This window comes from Lacinutrix salivirga (assembly GCF_053604675.1).
In genome coordinates this window covers 26158-44425 of the sequence record NZ_JBSHNP010000140.1, presented here as the reverse complement: position 1 = coordinate 44425, position 18268 = coordinate 26158, and the positions used below count along the sequence as shown (strand labels likewise).

Sequence of the window (18268 nt, the reverse complement as noted above, 5' to 3'; positions counted from 1 at the left end):
ATGGTAAGCCTTTATGTCGTTTTTTTTGGTAATATTTATTAACAATTTGCTACTGCTTTTTCGTTAATAACTCTCTTGTTAAATGTTTTGATTTTATAAACTATTTTTTGTCTATTAGCATACTTATCATATTTTAAGGTATAGTTTTTGCCTATGCTAATATGATTTAGTATTTTTAAAGCAGAAAGAAGATATATATGGATGATAATTTTTCACCAAGAGTAAAAGACGTTATAGCGTATAGTAAAGAAGAAGCATTGCGCTTAGGCCATGATTTTATTGGTACAGAGCATTTAATGTTAGGTTTATTAAGAGATGGTAATGGTAAAGCAATTAACATACTTAATGCGCTAGATATAGACTTAAATCATTTAAGACGAAAAGTCGAAATTTTAAGTCCTGCTAATCCTAATATTACTATAACTTCTAACGAAAAAAAGAATTTACACCTTACAAGGCAAGCAGAACGCGCCTTAAAAACCACTTTTTTAGAGGCAAAGCTCTTTCAAAGCACCTCAATTAATACTGCACATTTATTATTATGTGTACTTAGAAATGAAAATGATCCAACAACAAAGCTTTTAAATAAGCTTAGAGTGGATTACGATAATGTAAAAGAACAATTTAAATCTATGATTTCAAACGACGATAATTTTATGGAGCCAAAATCCGAATTTCAGGACGATGCACCTCAAAAAGACGATAATTCTAAAGACATTTTTAATTCACCATCTAATAAAGGAAACAAAAAATCTAAAACTCCTGTTTTAGATAATTTTGGTCGCGATTTAACTGCTATGGCAGAAGAGGGAAAACTAGATCCTGTTGTTGGCCGTGAAAAAGAAATAGAACGCGTATCTCAAATTTTATCACGTCGAAAAAAGAATAACCCTTTATTAATTGGTGAACCAGGTGTTGGTAAATCTGCAATTGCCGAAGGCTTAGCCAATAGAATTGTTAAACGTAAAGTGTCTCGTATTTTATTTAATAAACGCGTAGTCACTTTAGATTTAGCAAGCTTAGTTGCAGGTACAAAATACAGAGGACAGTTTGAAGAACGTATGAAAGCCGTTATGAACGAGCTTGAAAAAAACGACGATGTTATTTTATTTATTGACGAAATACACACTATTGTTGGAGCTGGTGGAGCAACAGGAAGCTTAGATGCTTCTAATATGTTTAAACCTGCTTTAGCAAGAGGCGAAATACAATGTATTGGTGCCACAACTTTAGATGAATACAGACAATATATTGAGAAAGATGGTGCTTTAGAACGTCGTTTTCAAAAAGTAATTGTAGAGCCAACTACTGTTGAAGAAACTATTGAAATCCTTAATAATATAAAAGGAAAATACGAAGAACACCATAATGTTGATTATACAGACGAAGCTATTGAAGCGTGTGTAAAATTAACTAATAGATATATGACAGAGCGCTTTTTACCAGACAAAGCAATTGATGCCTTAGACGAAGCTGGTTCTCGTGTTCACATTACAAACATAGAAGTGCCTAAACAAATTTTAGAGCTTGAAAAAAAGCTTGAAGAAGTTAAGGAAACAAAAAACTCTGTGGTAAAAAAACAGAAATATGAAGAAGCTGCGAAACTGCGTGATGATGAAAAACGTTTAGAAAAAGACTTAGCTATTGCTCAAGAAAAATGGGAAGAAGAAACGAAACAGCACAGAGAGGTTGTTACAGAAGATAATGTTGCAGATGTTGTGTCTATGATGACAGGTGTACCTGTAAACAGAATTGCACAAACCGAAAGTAATAAACTTGCAGAATTACCAGAACTTATTAAAGGTAAAGTTATTGGTCAAGACGAAGCAGTAGCAAAAGTGGTTAAAGCTATACAACGTAATCGTGCAGGACTTAAAGATCCAGACAAGCCAATTGGGTCGTTTATATTTTTAGGTCAAACAGGAGTTGGTAAAACGCAATTAGCCAAAGTGTTATCTCGCGAGTTATTTGATAGTGAAGAGTCACTTATAAGAATAGACATGAGCGAATACATGGAAAAATTCTCAATCTCTCGTTTGGTTGGTGCACCTCCAGGATATGTAGGTTACGAAGAAGGTGGTCAATTAACCGAAAAAGTAAGACGTAAACCTTATGCTGTTGTACTTTTAGACGAAATTGAAAAAGCGCATCCAGATGTATTTAATATGTTATTACAAGTATTAGACGATGGGTATTTAACAGATTCTCTAGGTCGTAAAATCGATTTTAGAAACACCATTATTATAATGACATCTAATATTGGAGCACGTAAATTAAAAGATTTTGGAACAGGAATTGGTTTTGGAACAGCCTCGCAAAAATCGCAGGAAGATGCTAATGCTCGTAGTGTAATTCAAAACGCCCTTAAAAAATCGTTTGCACCAGAATTTTTAAATAGAATTGATGATGTTGTTGTATTTAACGCCTTAGAAAAAGAACATATAAACTTAATTATAGACATTGAGTTAGAAAGACTTTTAAAACGCATAAAAGGATTAGGATATACCCTAAAATTAACTAAATCTGCTAAAGATTTTATTGCAGACAAAGGCTTTGATAAACAATATGGAGCGCGACCTTTAAATCGTGCCATACAAAAATATATTGAAGATGCTTTAGCTGAAGAAATTATAACGTCCAACCTTAAAGAAGGCGACACTATTAAAATGGATTTGGATAAAGATTTAGGAGAATTAAAAATTACAATAGACAAAGCTGAAAAACCTACTGAGTCTTAGACTATTATATTTAAACTAATAATTAAGCTTCACTATTTTAGGATACTGAAGCTTTTTTACTGCAAAATATTTGTATTTTTAAATCATGAAACACAGCATAACTTTAGATTTTTGCGAACTTGTTTTTTACGAAGGATATTCTATAATTACAATTAACGAAGGTGTTTTAATTAACGAATCTGTTAGTCTGCAAATAACTCAAATACTAGTTGAGTATTTTAAGGACAATCCTTTTATATACATTACTAATCGAATTAATTCTTATTCCATTGATCCTAGAGTTTACGAGCTTACTTCGCTCTTAGAAAATCTTCATACTTTTGTTATTGTGTCTAACAATACTTCGCATGCACACAATGCAGAAGTAGAACAAATTTTTTTAAAAAAACCTATTAAAATTTTTGATGAATTGGATGATGCTGTGGAATGGACAAAAGATACGATAAACACATTAAATTCCAATGCTTTAAAATTTAAGTAACTTTATTTTATAAGTATTACCAAACCAACAATTTACTATACAGAATATCGGTAAAACAAAGTTTTTTATTGAATTCTTCTTTTACATTATTCTATATAATGATGAATACTTTCTAAATTAGTAACTTAAAGTTATTAATTATAAGTATAATGATTAAACTTTTAAGTTTTTGTGAGCTAAATTTTCAAGATAACATTGTGATTTGCAAAGTATTTGAAGGAGAAACTGTAACTCAAGCAAACAGTAATCATCAAACAAAAGTAATTCTTAATTATTTTAAAGATAAACCCTTTGTTTATATAACGCATCGCATAAATTCGTATTCAGTAGATCCTAATATTTACTCCAATACTTCTAACATAGATAATTTATTAGGTTTTGTTGTAGTTTCTTCTAATTTTGCATCAATAAAAAATGCTTTGTTTGAAAAACTGTTTTTAAATAAACCTTTTGTTGTTTTTAATACTTTAGAACGTGCTATTAATTGGTCTAAAAAAACTATAGAAAAACATGTCAACATCTCGTAAAATCTGGTTAGGTATTTTAACCTTCTTACCACTACTCTTTTGTATTGCTTATTTTATATTGTTTTTTGTGTTCTTTGTTGGAACGTTTCAAAATATAGAGCAACAAAACCAAAATGAGTTTCCTGTTCACTTTTTCTCTACTTTTATTGCACTTTTTGTATGTATAGGTTTAGGAGGTTTGTCTGCACTTGGTATTATGATTTATTATATAATACATGCCAACAATAATGCTGCTAACGATAGCAATAAGAAATTAATGTGGAGTTTAATTTTGGTATTTACTTCTACAGTAGGCTCTATAGTTTATTATTTTGTTGAGATTATTCCGAATAAAAAAAATAATTCATTATTAAAAAAAGAAGAGACAACTTAACGTTTTACTACAGTTTTAAATCCCATAATTATTTAAAAAAAGCTCTTCAATTTCAATATCTATATCATTTAAAAATTGAATAGAGGCTTCAATATCATCATGCAACACACGATCTTTAGTTGCGAAAGGAACATGTTTTCTATATTCCATTAAAAAAGACTCTAAAAACGGAGAGGTTTTAAGAGGTTTTCTAAATTCTAAAGCTTGCGACGCATTCATTAATTCTATAGCAAGTACTCTATTAACGTTTCTTATTAAAGTATAAGCTTGGGTTGCTGCATTTGCTCCCATACTTACGTGGTCTTCTTGTCCATTACTAGAAACAATACTATCTACACTTGCAGGAGAAGCCATTTGTTTATTGGCACTTACTATACTTGCTGCAGTGTATTGCGGAATCATAAAGCCAGAATTTAATCCTGGATTATCGACTAAAAATGCTGGCAATCCTCGTAATCCTGAAACTAATTGAAATACTCTACGTTCAGAAATATTTCCTATTTCTGCCATTGCTATTTTTAAATAATCTAAGGCTAAGGCTAAGGGTTGACCATGAAAATTTCCGCCAGAAATAATTAAATCTTCTTCAGGAAAAATATTTGGATTATCGGTAACTGCATTAATTTCGGTTAAAATAGTGTGCTGCACAAAATCTAAAGTATCTTTTGTTGCGCCATGAACTTGAGGAATACAACGAAACGAATATGGATCTTGTACATGTTCTTTTTCTCTATTAATTAAATCACTTCCATTTAAAAATTCATTAAAACGCCTTGCTACTTTGCGTTGTCCAGCGTGCGGACGTACTTTATGTACTAAATCATGGAAAGGGTCTAATCTGCCATCAAAAGCATCTAAAGAGATACAGGCAATAACATCTGCCAAATATGATGTTTTGTGCGACATTAATAGTAAATACACTCCATAAGCGCTCATAAATTGCGTACCATTTAAAAGTGCTAAGCCTTCTTTCGCTTCTAATTGTATTGGTTGCCAATTAAACTTTTTAAGTATGGCATTTGCATTAACTTCCTCTTTATTATGTATTACTTTACCTTTACCTAATAATGGTAAAGCCAAATGCGCTAAAGGTGCTAAATCTCCAGAAGCACCAAGTGACCCTTGAGTGTAAACAAACGGAAACACATCATTATTAAAAAAATCTATTAAGCGGTTTACAGTAGCTAGTTGCACACCACTATGTCCATAACTTAACGATTGTATTTTTAAAAGCAACATCACTTTTACTATACTTTCTGGCACACGCTCTCCTGTACCACAAGCATGAGACATCACAAGATTTTCTTGTAATTTTGTTAAATCGTTCTTGGAAATTTCTACATTATATAACGATCCAAAACCTGTATTAATTCCATAAAAAGGGTTTTCGGCCTCGTCTAACTTTTTATCCAAATAGCGTTTACAAGTTTCTATTTTTTTAATAGCTTCTTGAGATAGTTTTAGCTTTTTATTGTCTTTAAAAATATTATAAATAGTTACAATATCTAATGTGTCTGTAGAAATTATATGATAGTTGTCCATGTGGTTTGTTAAGTACTCCAAAAGTCTAAATTCATAAATTAATATGCAACTTTTATTAATAATTAATAAATTTTCTTTTTAAAACCTAATAATGTATATTTTTGCAACCTAATAAATTAAATATCTATAAAAATGAAAAAATTATTTATATGTCTAACAGCAGCTTTAGCTTTGTTTTCTTGTAAAGAAGAAGCGCCTAAAGACTACGTAACTCTATCTGGTAAAATAGAAAATCCAAATAGTGACTCTTTATTTGTGTACCAAGGTAGAAATTTTTCTAAAACAATACGTTTAAACGAGGATGGCACTTTTAGTGATACTCTTAAAGTAGAGCCAGGAATTTATGGTATTTACGATGGTACAGAAAGTGCAAATTTGTATTTAAAAAATGATTATGATTTAAACCTTACTTTAAATACTGAAGAATTTGACGAAAGTTTAAAGTTTTCTGGTAAAGGTGCAGATGATAATAATTATATGGTTGAAAAAACACTTTTGCAGGAAGATTTAATTGGAATGGATCTTTTAGATTTAGAAGAAGATGCTTTCAATAATAAGTTAGGAAACATAGAAACTGAATTAAATAAGTTTCATGATAAATATGCTACTAAATTAGATTCTACTTTTAGTGCAAACGAGAAGAAAGATATTTCTAATCTAAAAACCCAAATCTTATCTGCTTACAAGCAACAAAAAGCTAGAAAAGCAATGTTTGCAGAGTTTATTGGTAAACCGTCTCCTAAGTTTACTAATTTAGAAAATGCTAAAGGTGGTAAAACTTCGTTATCTGACTTAAAAGGTAAATATGTTTATGTAGATGTTTGGGCAACGTGGTGTGGACCTTGTATTAGAGAAATTCCTTCGTTAAAGGAAGTAGAAAAAGAATTTCATGATAAAAACATTGAATTTGTAAGTCTTTCTGTTGATGATGGTAGAGGTTACAAAGGTGACGCTGAAGCTGCAAGAAAAGGATGGCAAGAGATGGTAAAAGAGAAAGAATTAGGTGGTGTTCAATTGCATTCTGCAGAGGGTTGGAAATCTGAATTTGTACAAGGGTTTAAAATTAACGGAATCCCTCGTTTTATTTTAATTGATCCTGCTGGAAATGTTGTAGATGCTGATGCTCCAAGACCATCTAGTCCAAAATTAAAAACATTATTTAATAGTTTAGAGAATATCTAAACCTTATATAATTTATAAAAAAAAAGCGACCAATTGGTCGCTTTTTTTTATGCTTAATTTTTTGTCTAATTAAGCGCCATAAGATTTTTTTAGTATCCAAAAGTAAAATTTTTCGATGGCATCTAATGTAACAGTATTATAATTACTTGCCGTAATTCGTAATTTTATTTATACTAGCTGTTATCGCAACTACTCTTCTTCATTATTAGAATTAGCTTTCTGTTGCTGCTGCTGTGGTGGTTCTGGTTGTTTAAATAAATCTAAATACGCTTCAGGTATAAACTCAATAACATGGCTAGCAATTAAACTCTGGTAACCTAAATCTTGAATTGCTATATCTGCTGCTTTTCCGTGTAAATACACTCCAAAAAGCGTTGCTGCCAATGGATCGTAACCTTGCGAAATTAAACCAGTAATCATACCAGTTAAAACATCTCCTGTTCCTGCAGTTGCTAAACCTGGATTACCTGTAGCATTTACATATAACTTATCACCAAAAACTGTAATCGTATTAAAACCTTTAATAACCACGATACAATTGTATTTTTTACTAAATGCTTTGGTTTTTTTTAGTTTATCAAAATCATCTTTCCATTTACCAATTAAACGCTCTAATTCTTTAGGATGTGGCGTTAAAACAGTGCTTTGTGGTAAAAGTTTAAGTAACGTTTTTTTCTTTGCTAATAGGTTTAAACCATCGGCATCTATTACTAATGGACTTTTATTATTTTTTAAAAATACTTCAAAAGCATCTTGTGTTTGTTTTGTTGTGCCAAGTCCTACTCCAACGCCAATTACTGTAGGCTTAATATCAAAAGTTATATCTGTAATTACATCCTCATTTACATCTGTAATTACCATAGCTTCTGGGAATGCTGTTTGCAAAATAGTATAACCACATTTTGGGATGTAAGCGGTAATTTTTCCTGCTCCTACACTTAAACACGCACGACTAGCTAATGTAACTGCACCAATTTTACCATAACTACCTCCAATTAGTAAACTGTGACCAAAAGTGCCTTTGTTTGAAAATTTTTCTCTTGGTTTATATATTGGCAATACCTCGTGTTTACCAATAAGTTCAGCTTCGGTTTGGGTTGTAAATAAGTATTCTGGATCTATACCAATATCAATAACTTCCCATTGCATTGTGTATTTTGCTGTTTCTGGTAAAAAGAAAACTAGTTTTGGTGTTTGAAAACTCAAGGTATGAGCAGCTTGTACAACTGCTTCTTCATCGTCTGGCGTTTTATCTGTATATAAACCAGAAGGAATATCTACAGATAAGGTATAAGCTTTAGTGGTTCTAAAATAATTAAACAAGGCTTTAACCCAATCATCGATTGGTCTGTTTAACCCAATTCCAAATACAGCATCTATAATAATATCGCGCTCGTCTATTGGCGGAAAATCGTCCTCACAACTTAATAATGTTGGCCATTTTTTTGTAACGTGTTTAATGCGATCGTAATTGTTTAAAAAATCTTTTGTGCGTTTATCACTGCAATTTACTACATAAGTATTTACATTATATCCATGTGTGATTAAATGTCTGGCAACTACTAGACCATCTCCTCCATTATTTCCAATACCACAAAACACATGGATTGGTACTTGCGCACCTTGCATACGTGTATGTAACCAATTAAATATTTGTATTCCAGCACGTTCCATTAAATCTGTAGAGGTAATTGCCTGTTTTTTTGCTGTTAATGCATCGCCTTCGTAAATCTGTTCTTTGGAGAAAATTTTCATTTTTTAATAATTATCTGTTCTGTTTTTTAACAATACTACAAAAAAAACAAATTTGTTTTTTTATCTCAGTAAAAGTAATACTTTTGATAGGTATAGTGCTAAAAAAAATAAAAAGAACACTCTTTTAACCTACAAGGTTTACAATCCTTTTTTAGAATTTTCATTCTATAAGAATTTTAAAGCTTCAGGTTTTGGTTGTCGCTTAAATTACGCGTATTAATTTTCAATGGTATTTAAATGAAAGTATTAAAGTTTGGTGGAACATCTGTAGGTTCTTCAAAAAATATAAACCTTGTTATTTCTATTCTAGAAAAACAGGCCAAATCTAGCAAATTAATATGTGTAGTGTCTGCTGTTGGTGGCATTACTAACAAACTATTAGAAGCTGGCGAATTGGCTAAAAACAAGGATTCAGAGTATAAAAAAGTGTTTAAAAACATTAAAAAAATACATGTTTCTATAACCGAAGAGCTTATTGTAAAAAACAATAAAAAAATAGTTTCAAAAATTGAAAAAAAGTTAGAAGAACTTAAAGAATTACTAGATGGTATTTATTTAATTAACGAATTATCTCCAAAAACTTTAGATAAATTATTAAGTTTTGGAGAACTCCTCTCCTCTTTCATTATAGCGGAAACGATGGAAGTAAGAGGCATTGATGCAAAACGAAAAAACACACAAGAGCTACTAATAACAGATAATAATTACACCAAAGCACAAATAGATTTTAATGTCTCTAAGGCAAATATTAAAGCCTATTTTGATAAAGCAGACCAACAAATTACAATCCTTCCAGGCTTTATTGCAAAATCTAAAACTGGTGTACAAACTACTTTAGGACGTGGTGGTTCAGATTTTACAGCTTCGGTTATTGCTTCTGCATTAAAAGTTGAAGAGTTAGAAATTTGGACAGACGTTAGTGGTATGTTTACTGCTAATCCTAAATTGGTAAAAGAAGCCTTTCCTATTAAACAATTATCGTATCAGGAAGCTATGGAATTGTCTCATTTTGGTGCTAAAGTATTGTATGCACCAACAGTGCAACCTGCCTTAGATGCTAATATTCCAATAAACATAAAAAACACGTTAAAGCCTGAAGATGTTGGGACTTTAATCACTAAAGAAGAACATAATAATACTACAACTCCTGTAAAAGGGATTAGCCACATTAGTAATATTGCGCTCATTACACTACAAGGTAGTGGGATGGTTGGTATTCCTGGTTTCTCTAAGCGTTTGTTTGAAACCTTAGCTCAAGAAAAAATAAATGTTATTCTCATTACTCAAGCCTCATCAGAACATTCAATTTGTATTGCTATTGATGAAAGTGAAGCAGAAAAAGCTAAAGAATTAATAGATTTTACCTTTCAAAACGAAATTGCTCTCCATAAAATAGACCCAATTCGTGTAGAAAGCGAATTAGCAATATTAGCTTTAGTTGGTGATAAAATGAAAAAACACCAAGGTATTAGTGGTCGTATGTTTAGTACGCTTGGTAAAAACAACATTAATATTCGCGCTATTGCACAAGGTGCTTCAGAACGAAATATCTCGACAGTAATTTTAGAAAAACACGTTAAAAAAGCACTTAATGCACTGCACGATCGCTTTTTTGAAGGTAATAACAAACAGCTTAACGTTTTTATTACAGGAGTTGGTAATGTTGGACAAAAACTAATAGAACAAATCCAAGAACAAAAAAATTATTTAAAAAATCAACTAAAAACGAGTATTAATATTGTTGGGATTTCAAACTCTAGAAATATGGTTTTTGATGCCAATGGAATCGATTTAAACCAATGGCCAATTAAACTTCGTCAAGGACAAAAGTCTAGTATCACTGGTTTTTTCGAGCAAGCCACAGCTATGAATTTACGTAATAGTATTTTTGTGGATATCACAGCCAATAAAGCGGTTTCCGAGACGTATAAAAAGTATTTAAAAGAAAGTATTGCAGTAGTTGCTTGCAATAAAATTGCATGTTCTGGTAGTTTGGAAGAGTATAAAACACTTAAAAAATTATCGCTTAAATACAATACACCTTTTTATTTTGAAACTAATGTTGGTGCAGGTTTGCCTGTTTTGGATACACTAAATAATTTAATGGCGTCTGGAGATAAAATTAGTTCTATTGAAGCTGTTTTATCAGGGAGTTTAAACTTTATATTTAATAACTTTAGTGAGCGTACAAATTTTCATGATACTGTAAAACGTGCTCAATTTGAAGGCTTTACAGAACCTGATCCAAGAATAGATTTAAGTGGTGTTGATGTGGCCAGAAAAATTTTAATTCTTGCTCGCGAAAGCGGAATAGATATGGCTTTCGATGATATTTCGATGTCCTCTTTTTTAACTGAAAGAAATTTGAATAGCGACACTGTAGATGATTTTTACGACACGCTTAAAGAAGACGAACCTCACTTTCAAAAATTATACGCAGAAGCAAAAAACAAAGACGCTCAATTAAAATTTGTAGCTCAAATTAAAAAAGATAAAGCTAGTACTGGTTTAAAACATATTGAAAAAGGACACCCATTTTATAACTTAGAAGGAAAAGATAATATTGTAATGTTTTATACAGAACGCTACAAAAAACAACCCTTAATTATTAAAGGTGCAGGAGCTGGAGCAGATGTTACTGCTTCTGGTTTATTTGCAGATATTATAAGAGTTTCTAACAGCTAGTTTCTAATCATAAACTATTAAATTATAAATGAATACCATTAAAATCTTCTCACCTGCAACTGTAGCCAATGTGTCCTGTGGTTTTGATGCCTTAGGTCTTGCTCTAGAGGGTAAAGGTGACGAAATGGTGTTTACAAAACGAACAGATAATACACTTGTAATTACTAAAATAGAAGGTGCTAATTTACCTTATGATATAGAAAGAAACCTTGTTGGTGTTATTGCAAAACAGATGTTAAAAGAAGCTAACGCTAATTTTGGCTTAGATATAGAAATTTATAAAGGATTTAAACCAGGTAGTGGCTTAGGCTCTAGTGCAGCAAGTGCATCAGGTACTGCTTTTGCTATCAATGAGTTATTACATAAACCGTTTAATACGACTCAGCTTGTAGAGTTTGCAATGCTAGGAGAAGAAGTGGCTTGTGGCACACCAATAGCAGATAATGTTTCCGCAGCACTTTTTGGTGGTTTTGTATTAATTAGAAGTTATAATCCCTTAGAAATTGTAAGCTTACCTGTTCCTAAGGATTTGTTTGTAACCGCTTTGCATCCGCAAATAGAGATTAAAACCGAAGATGCTCGTAATGTATTACCAGAACACATTCCATTACAAAAAGCAATAACACAATGGTCTAACGTTGGCGGACTTATTAGTGGTTTATACACTAGCGATTATGACTTAATAAGTAGATCTCTACAAGATGTAATTGTGGAGCCTGTAAGAAAAAAATTAATTCCACATTTTGATACAGTAAAAAATGCAGCACTACAAGCAGGAGCTTTAGGCGCTGGAATTTCAGGAGCTGGACCAACAATTTTTGCGATTAGTAAAGGAGAAACCATTGCCAATAAAGTGTTAGAAAACATGCAAAACGCTTACAAACCTACAGGAATTGAATTTACCATTTTTAACTCAAAAATTAGCACTTTAGGAGTTAGGATAGTGAGTAGTGAGTAGTGAAAGGTGAAAGGTGAAAAGTGAAAAGTGAAAAATTAAAAATTAAAAATTAATATTTCATAACTCCGCTAACAGCTAAAAGCTAACTAATAACTAATAATTGAAAATTGATAATTGATAACTGATAACTGATAACATGAAATATTACTCTCTTAATAAAAAAGCACCAGACACCACATTTAAAGATGCTGTAATAAGAGGTCTTGCTCCAGATAAAGGGTTGTATTTTCCAGAAAGCATAACACCTTTGCCAGCTTCATTTTTTCAAAATATTGATAATTTATCTTACAATGACATAGCGTTTGAAGCCTTAAAGCAATTTGTTTCTCCAGACATTCCAGAAAATGTTTTAAAAACAATAATTAAGGAGACCTTATCGTTTGACTTTCCTGTTATTAATTTAGACGAGAACATTTCAACTTTAGAGTTGTTTCATGGTCCAACAATGGCTTTTAAAGATGTTGGTGCTCGATTTATGGCGCGTTGTCTAGCGCATTTTAATAAAGATAATACTAACCAAGTCACTGTTTTAGTCGCTACTTCTGGAGACACAGGAGGAGCTGTAGCCAATGGTTTTTTAGGTGTTAAAGGCGTAAATGTCGTCATTCTCTATCCTTCTGGGAAAGTAAGTGATATTCAAGAAAAACAACTCACCACTTTAGGTCAAAATATTAAAGCATTAGAAGTTAATGGTGTTTTTGACGATTGTCAAGACATGGTTAAACGTGCTTTTTTAGATGAAGAATTAACTAGTAAAATGCAGTTAACCTCTGCAAATTCTATAAACGTTGCACGTTGGCTACCACAACTACTTTACTTTATGTTTGCTTACAAACAATTACATAACACACACAAAGAGATTGTGTTTTCTGTACCAAGCGGAAATTTTGGAAATGTTTGTGCAGGCATGATGGCTCAACAATTAGGCTTACCGATTAAACATTTTATTGCCTCAAATAACGAAAATAACGTAGTCACTAACTATTTAAAAACTGCAAAATACACTCCAAAGCCCTCTGTGCAAACCATTAGTAATGCTATGGATGTAGGAAATCCAAGTAATTTTATTCGTATTCAAGAAATTTACAAAAACGATTTCAATACATTAAAAAACAACCTATCGTCTTTTAGTTTTACAGATAGCGAAACTAAAATCGCTTTAAAAGAAATATACACCAATTACAAGTACGTTGCAGATCCTCATGGAGCAGTTGGTTATTTAGGTTGCAAAGCCTATTTAAAAGAGCATCCAAATGTACATTGTGTGTTTTTAGAAACTGCACATCCAACAAAATTTTTAGATGTTGTTGAAGAAGTGATTAAAGAAAAACAAACATTACCTAAGCAAATTAAAGCTGTAATGGGAAAAGAGAAAGTAGCAACCAAAATTAGCACTTATAACGATTTAAAAGCGTTTCTATTAAAATAATTATGAAAGACAACAGAATCGTTATACATATTGGTTTACATAAAACAGGAACAACTTACATTCAAAATGAAATTTTTCCAAGATTAAAATCATTAACTGTAATTAGAGCTTGGCATAACCAACGTTATTTAATCAATTCTGATTTTAGTAAACAAGTAATTATTACAGACGAAGGCATTTCTGGAGACCCATGGAAAGGCGAGTATTTTAAAACTTTCAAGAAAAATATTCAGCATTTAAAAACGCTTTATAAAAATCCTAAAATTATGTTTGGGATTCGACGACACGACCAATTTATCTTGTCACTCTACAAACAACAGTTACATCAAAAAGGATTTAATGACCTTTCAGAATTATTTAATATAGAAAATACAGGAATTTTAAAGCAAGAAGATCTATTTCTAGCTGAAAAAATTCAGATTTTAAAGCAAGAGTTTGATGATGTTTTTATCTATTCGCAAGAAACACTAAAAGAAACGCCTCAACAGTTTATAAATGCACTAATTTCCTTTTTAAATATAGACGACACGTTAGAGTATAACACCATACAATCCAAACCACAAAATGTTGGTGTTAAAACAGTTTACCAAGTAGAAACATTAAAAAAACTCAACAAATTAAGCCATAAATTAGAACGTATTAAATTTTTACCTAGCCTCTACTCCAAACGTTTTAAAAAATATAAACTTACACCAAGAGACCTTTGTCAAAACCGTTTAAAAAATCGTAAATCGAAAACCTATACTATAGATAAAGAGTTGCAAGAATTTATTTTAAATTATTATAAAAGTGATTGGGAAACGGCAAAATCTTATGTGAGTTATTAAATTAAGAAATTAAAATTTTAGTATTTTTAGTAATTATATAATGATTTTATTATCTCATAATAAAAGTCGAACTTTAGTATTTATATTTCAATAAGAACTTCTAATACATAAAAAATGAAAAAGGTTTATTTTTTTATAATTACATATTTTTCTTTGTTAATAGGGTTTGCTCAAGAACAGAATCCGTTTTACGTTGGTCACAGTCTAGTTAATTTTGATATGCCTTTAATGGTACAAGCATTAGCAAATGATGCAGGAAAAACAAGTTTTTTTGATCAGCAAATTACTAATGGAGCTACATTACAAGCCAACTACAATAATGCAGCTAGTGCACAAGGCACACCATACACCACAGCATTTCCTTCGGGTAATTTTAATACTTTGGTCATCACAGAAGCAATTCCGTTACAAAACCATTTAACGTGGAGTGATACTTATACCTATGCAAATAATTTTTATAATTATGCAAAAAACAATAACAATGGAACTCCTTTAAGGTTTTATATTTATGAAACTTGGCACTGTATAAACTCTGGCTTACCTGCTGGATGTGACTATGATAATTCGGCAAATAGTAATACACTTTGGCAACCAAGGTTGCAGGCAGATTTTTCTTTATGGTCAGGTATAGTAACAGATGTACGTAACCAAAACCCTAACAACGATGAAATTTGGATGATACCTGCTGGACAAGCCTTTTATAATTTAGCAGCCGAAATTGATGCTGGAAATCTTCCTGGTATTACAAGTTTTACAGACTTATTTACTGATGATATTCACTTAACAAATGCAGGTAATTATTTTATAGCATGTGTAATGTACGCTTCAATTTATAGAGAATCTCCTGTTGGTTTAACTACAAGTATAAATAACCAATGGAATACACCTTATGCAAATATGCCAACTAGCAATCAAGCTACAATTATGCAACAAGTGGCATGGAATACTGTATCAAACCTAAGTAGTTGGACTGGTGTTTCTGGAAGTACTTTGTCTAATTTAGACGTTGCAGAAGAAAAATCTAATTTTTCCATTTACCCAAATCCAACGACTAATTTTATTACTATTAAATCTAATAGCTTAAAACATCTTGACGACATTAAAATTTACAATTCAATAGGCTTATTTGTAGGGAGTTATAAAATAGAAAATATGACAATAGATATCTCTAACCTATCAAGTGGTGTATATTTTATTAAATTAAAAAACCACGCTTCGAGTGTCCAAAAATTTATAAAACAATAAATTCATCAAAAAAAATTGGAAATAGACGTTTTAATGGTTTTATTTTCAGCATTTATAACAAATTCAAAAGCGCTAATCCTTCAGCTTTAAATTATTTTTAAATCTTCTTTTTAAGACCATTTCTAGCTATAAAAATCAATAAATTTTAAATATCTTTGAGACTTAATATTAAACCATTTAAATCCTTTTCTGTCATTCAGAAAAACAAAACATATTTACAATGAAAAACACTGCATTAACTGATACTCACAAAGCACTTGGTGCTAAAATTGTTCCTTTTGCTGGCTACAATATGCCTGTACAATACGAAGGTGTTAACATAGAGCACGAAACAGTAAGAAAAAGTGTTGGTGTTTTTGATGTAAGCCACATGGGAGAATTTTTAATCGAAGGACCTCATGCTTTGGATTTAATACAAAAAGTATCGAGTAACGATGCGTCTAAACTTACAGTTGGTAAAGCGCAATACAGTTGTTTACCAAATGAAACTGGCGGAATTGTAGATGATTTAATTATCTATAAACTTAAAGAAGAACAATATCTATTAGTTGTAAACGCTAGTAATATTGAAAAAGATTGGAATTGGATTAGCGCTAAAAACGATGTTGGAGCAACCATGAAGGATTTAAGTGAAGACTACTCTTTACTAGCCATACAAGGTCCAAAAGCTGTTGAGGCTATGCAATCTTTAACCAGTCATGATTTATCAGAAATTAAATTCTACAATTTTGTAGTTGGCGATTTTGCAGGTATAGAGCATGTAATTATTTCTGCAACAGGTTATACAGGAAGTGGTGGATTCGAAATTTATTGTAAAAACAGCGAAGTGAAACAAATTTGGGATAGCGTGTTAAAAGCTGGAGCAGATTATGGCATTAAACCAATAGGTTTGGCTGCACGAGACACTTTAAGACTAGAAATGGGGTATTGCCTATACGGAAATGATATAGACGACACCACCTCTCCTCTAGAAGCTGGCTTAGGTTGGATTACAAAATTCACAAAAGACTTTACAAATTCTGAAGCGTTAGAAGATCAAAAACGTCGTGGTGTAGATCGCAAATTAGTTGCTTTTGAGTTAGATGATAGAGGAATACCAAGACAAGGCTACGATATTGTAGATGGACAAGGTAAAAAAATTGGCGAAGTTACTTCTGGTACAATGAGTCCAATGTTAGGTAAAGGAATTGGTTTAGGCTATGTACCAACCGTTTTTACAGATGTAAATAGCAAAATAAATATTCAAATACGTAAAAATGCAGTACCAGCTACTGTAGTTAAATTACCTTTTTACAAAGGGTAATTGGTATGTTTTTTGTTGGAGAAGGCTAATTAATGAAGCAGAAAAAAAGCAAACATACAATACTTATACTTGGAGCAAGCGGTTTTATAGGTCAGGCGATTTATAAAGAGCTTTGCTCCTATTTTAGAACCTTTGGTACGTATTGCACCACTAATTCTTCATTAGAAAAGAATCAACATTTTTTTCAATATAATGTAGAAGAAGATGATGTTTTCGACATTCTAAATGCTGTTAAACCAGATGTGATAATTTCAGCTTTACGAGGTAACTTTTCGGCACAAGTAATAGCACATAGCCATATTTTGGATTATTTATTAGACGCTAAAGCTAAACTCATTTATCTCTCTTCAGCAAATGTGTTTGATGCGTATAGCAAATTTCCAAGCTACGAAAACGATAAAACGCTAAGCCATAGTATTTATGGTCATTTTAAAATTAAAATAGAAAATATGTTGTTGCGTTTACCAAAACAGCAAATTGTTATTTTAAGATTACCAATGGTGTTTGGTGCGCAATCGCCAAGAGTAAAAGACATTAAGCAACTCACTGCAGAGAAAGAGCCAATAGAAGTGTTTCCTAATTTAATAATGAATGTGACTACAGACACAAAAGTCACACAGCAAATTCATTACATTATTAACCGCAAAAAATATGGTATCTTTCATTGTGGTAGTTCAGATTTAGTGCATCACGATGATTTTTTTAAAGAAATTATAAAAACGTTAAAGCTTAACACTGCTAAATTAAAGCAAGTTTATACTACTAACGATGAACGCTATCTGGCTGTTTTGCCAAAATTTAATAGGTTACCTAAACACCTTCAGTTAAAAAGTGAAGACATCTTAACAGAATTGGACGTTTAAAATCCATTTATGTTGATTTTTATTACTTTTTTAATTACATTTATTATCTAACAAAATTAACTATGACTAAGCTTAATGAGGAGGATATTGAAAAACGACTTCTACAATTTCCGGATTGGGACTTTTATGACAATGCCATACACGCAGAATTTGAATTCGATAATTTTAAAGATTGCTTTAGTGCAATGAGTCGAATTGCCTTTGAGTGCGAAGCACAACAACATCATCCTAATTGGTCTAACACTTATAACACATTAAAAATTACGTTGTTCACTCACGATGCAAATGGCGTTACTACTAAAGATTTTAAATTAGCAGAAGCAATAGAAGCCATTGTAGAAGTGCAAGACTAATTCCCAC

At 31.5% G+C, this 18268-nt stretch carries 15 protein-coding genes; 13 read left to right on the top strand and 2 right to left on the bottom strand.

Translation table 11 applies throughout. From position 1 onward, the window contains the following. Positions 1-197 precede the first annotated feature (197 nt). From ACVC5O_RS13315 to ACVC5O_RS13300, 4 genes are all read left to right on the top strand, one after another. A complete protein-coding gene (locus ACVC5O_RS13315; RefSeq protein WP_452221979.1) occupies positions 198-2738 on the top strand; it encodes an ATP-dependent Clp protease ATP-binding subunit in 2541 nt (846 codons plus the stop codon). Between the two features lie 85 nt (positions 2739-2823). After that, positions 2824-3219 carry a hypothetical protein gene (locus tag ACVC5O_RS13310; protein ID WP_452221978.1) on the top strand — a complete coding sequence of 132 codons (396 nt, stop codon included), beginning with the start codon at positions 2824-2826 and terminating at the stop codon, positions 3217-3219. 149 nt (positions 3220-3368) lie between these two features. Then, positions 3369-3746, top strand: a complete 378-nt coding sequence (locus ACVC5O_RS13305) for a hypothetical protein (protein WP_452221977.1) — start codon at positions 3369-3371, stop codon at positions 3744-3746. Then, positions 3730-4119 (top strand): PLDc N-terminal domain-containing protein, encoded by a 390-nt coding sequence (locus tag ACVC5O_RS13300; RefSeq protein ID WP_452221976.1) that lies wholly within the window; start codon positions 3730-3732, stop codon positions 4117-4119. Before ACVC5O_RS13305 ends, ACVC5O_RS13300 begins: the two co-directional genes overlap by 17 nt. A 15-nt stretch (positions 4120-4134) precedes the next feature. Here the strand turns inward: ACVC5O_RS13300 and hutH are convergent, their stop codons facing one another. Next, entirely contained in the window at positions 4135-5661 is a 1527-nt protein-coding gene (gene hutH / locus ACVC5O_RS13295) for a histidine ammonia-lyase (RefSeq protein WP_452221975.1), read from the bottom strand. Between the two features lie 132 nt (positions 5662-5793). On the opposite strand from hutH, the gene ACVC5O_RS13290 reads away from it, so the two are divergent. Beyond that, positions 5794-6843: a TlpA family protein disulfide reductase gene (locus tag ACVC5O_RS13290; RefSeq protein WP_452221974.1), complete on the top strand. Its 1050-nt coding sequence runs from the start codon at positions 5794-5796 to the stop codon at positions 6841-6843. A gap of 189 nt (positions 6844-7032) precedes the next feature. Here ACVC5O_RS13290 and ACVC5O_RS13285 read toward each other — a convergent pair whose 3' ends face one another. Then, positions 7033-8598 carry an NAD(P)H-hydrate dehydratase gene (locus ACVC5O_RS13285; RefSeq protein WP_452221973.1) on the bottom strand — a complete coding sequence of 522 codons (1566 nt, stop codon included), beginning with the start codon at positions 8596-8598 and terminating at the stop codon, positions 7033-7035. Positions 8599-8835: 237 nt separating this feature from the next. Here ACVC5O_RS13285 and thrA point away from each other — a divergent pair, with 237 nt between their 5' ends. The 8 genes from thrA to ACVC5O_RS13245 all read left to right on the top strand — a co-directional run bounded on the left by thrA (position 8836) and on the right by ACVC5O_RS13245 (position 18261). Next, a complete protein-coding gene (thrA, locus tag ACVC5O_RS13280; RefSeq protein WP_452221972.1) occupies positions 8836-11283 on the top strand; it encodes a bifunctional aspartate kinase/homoserine dehydrogenase I in 2448 nt (815 codons plus the stop codon). Between the two features lie 28 nt (positions 11284-11311). Further along, positions 11312-12241: a homoserine kinase gene (locus tag ACVC5O_RS13275; RefSeq protein ID WP_452221971.1), complete on the top strand. Its 930-nt coding sequence runs from the start codon at positions 11312-11314 to the stop codon at positions 12239-12241. 136 nt (positions 12242-12377) lie between these two features. Next, positions 12378-13670 carry a threonine synthase gene (gene thrC / locus ACVC5O_RS13270; RefSeq protein ID WP_452221970.1) on the top strand — a complete coding sequence of 431 codons (1293 nt, stop codon included), beginning with the start codon at positions 12378-12380 and terminating at the stop codon, positions 13668-13670. A gap of 2 nt (positions 13671-13672) precedes the next feature. Beyond that, on the top strand, positions 13673-14497 hold the full coding sequence (locus ACVC5O_RS13265) for a hypothetical protein (RefSeq protein ID WP_452221969.1): 825 nt from the start codon (positions 13673-13675) through the stop codon (positions 14495-14497). Between the two features lie 114 nt (positions 14498-14611). After that, entirely contained in the window at positions 14612-15742 is a 1131-nt protein-coding gene (locus ACVC5O_RS13260) for a T9SS type A sorting domain-containing protein (RefSeq protein ID WP_452221968.1), read from the top strand. Between the two features lie 220 nt (positions 15743-15962). Next, a complete protein-coding gene (gene gcvT, locus ACVC5O_RS13255; protein WP_452221967.1) occupies positions 15963-17045 on the top strand; it encodes a glycine cleavage system aminomethyltransferase GcvT in 1083 nt (360 codons plus the stop codon). Between the two features lie 32 nt (positions 17046-17077). Next, positions 17078-17908 (top strand): sugar nucleotide-binding protein, encoded by an 831-nt coding sequence (locus ACVC5O_RS13250; RefSeq protein ID WP_452221966.1) that lies wholly within the window; start codon positions 17078-17080, stop codon positions 17906-17908. Between the two features lie 62 nt (positions 17909-17970). Next, entirely contained in the window at positions 17971-18261 is a 291-nt protein-coding gene (locus ACVC5O_RS13245; protein WP_452221965.1) for a 4a-hydroxytetrahydrobiopterin dehydratase, read from the top strand. The last annotated feature ends 7 nt before the right edge of the window (positions 18262-18268 follow it).

Excerpts from the sequence above, each read along its gene's own strand:
- ACVC5O_RS13315 (WP_452221979.1), top strand. The coding sequence starts at position 198 with ATGGATGATAATTTTTCACCAAGAGTAAAAGACGTTATAGCGTATAGT.
- ACVC5O_RS13310 (WP_452221978.1), top strand. The coding sequence starts at position 2,824 with ATGAAACACAGCATAACTTTAGATTTTTGCGAACTTGTTTTTTACGAA.
- ACVC5O_RS13305 (WP_452221977.1), top strand. The coding sequence starts at position 3,369 with ATGATTAAACTTTTAAGTTTTTGTGAGCTAAATTTTCAAGATAACATT.
- ACVC5O_RS13300 (WP_452221976.1), top strand. The coding sequence starts at position 3,730 with ATGTCAACATCTCGTAAAATCTGGTTAGGTATTTTAACCTTCTTACCA.
- hutH (WP_452221975.1), bottom strand. The coding sequence starts at position 5,661 with ATGGACAACTATCATATAATTTCTACAGACACATTAGATATTGTAACT.
- ACVC5O_RS13290 (WP_452221974.1), top strand. The coding sequence starts at position 5,794 with ATGAAAAAATTATTTATATGTCTAACAGCAGCTTTAGCTTTGTTTTCT.
- ACVC5O_RS13285 (WP_452221973.1), bottom strand. The coding sequence starts at position 8,598 with ATGAAAATTTTCTCCAAAGAACAGATTTACGAAGGCGATGCATTAACA.
- thrA (WP_452221972.1), top strand. The coding sequence starts at position 8,836 with ATGAAAGTATTAAAGTTTGGTGGAACATCTGTAGGTTCTTCAAAAAAT.
- ACVC5O_RS13275 (WP_452221971.1), top strand. The coding sequence starts at position 11,312 with ATGAATACCATTAAAATCTTCTCACCTGCAACTGTAGCCAATGTGTCC.
- thrC (WP_452221970.1), top strand. The coding sequence starts at position 12,378 with ATGAAATATTACTCTCTTAATAAAAAAGCACCAGACACCACATTTAAA.
- ACVC5O_RS13265 (WP_452221969.1), top strand. The coding sequence starts at position 13,673 with ATGAAAGACAACAGAATCGTTATACATATTGGTTTACATAAAACAGGA.
- ACVC5O_RS13260 (WP_452221968.1), top strand. The coding sequence starts at position 14,612 with ATGAAAAAGGTTTATTTTTTTATAATTACATATTTTTCTTTGTTAATA.
- gcvT (WP_452221967.1), top strand. The coding sequence starts at position 15,963 with ATGAAAAACACTGCATTAACTGATACTCACAAAGCACTTGGTGCTAAA.
- ACVC5O_RS13250 (WP_452221966.1), top strand. The coding sequence starts at position 17,078 with ATGAAGCAGAAAAAAAGCAAACATACAATACTTATACTTGGAGCAAGC.
- ACVC5O_RS13245 (WP_452221965.1), top strand. The coding sequence starts at position 17,971 with ATGACTAAGCTTAATGAGGAGGATATTGAAAAACGACTTCTACAATTT.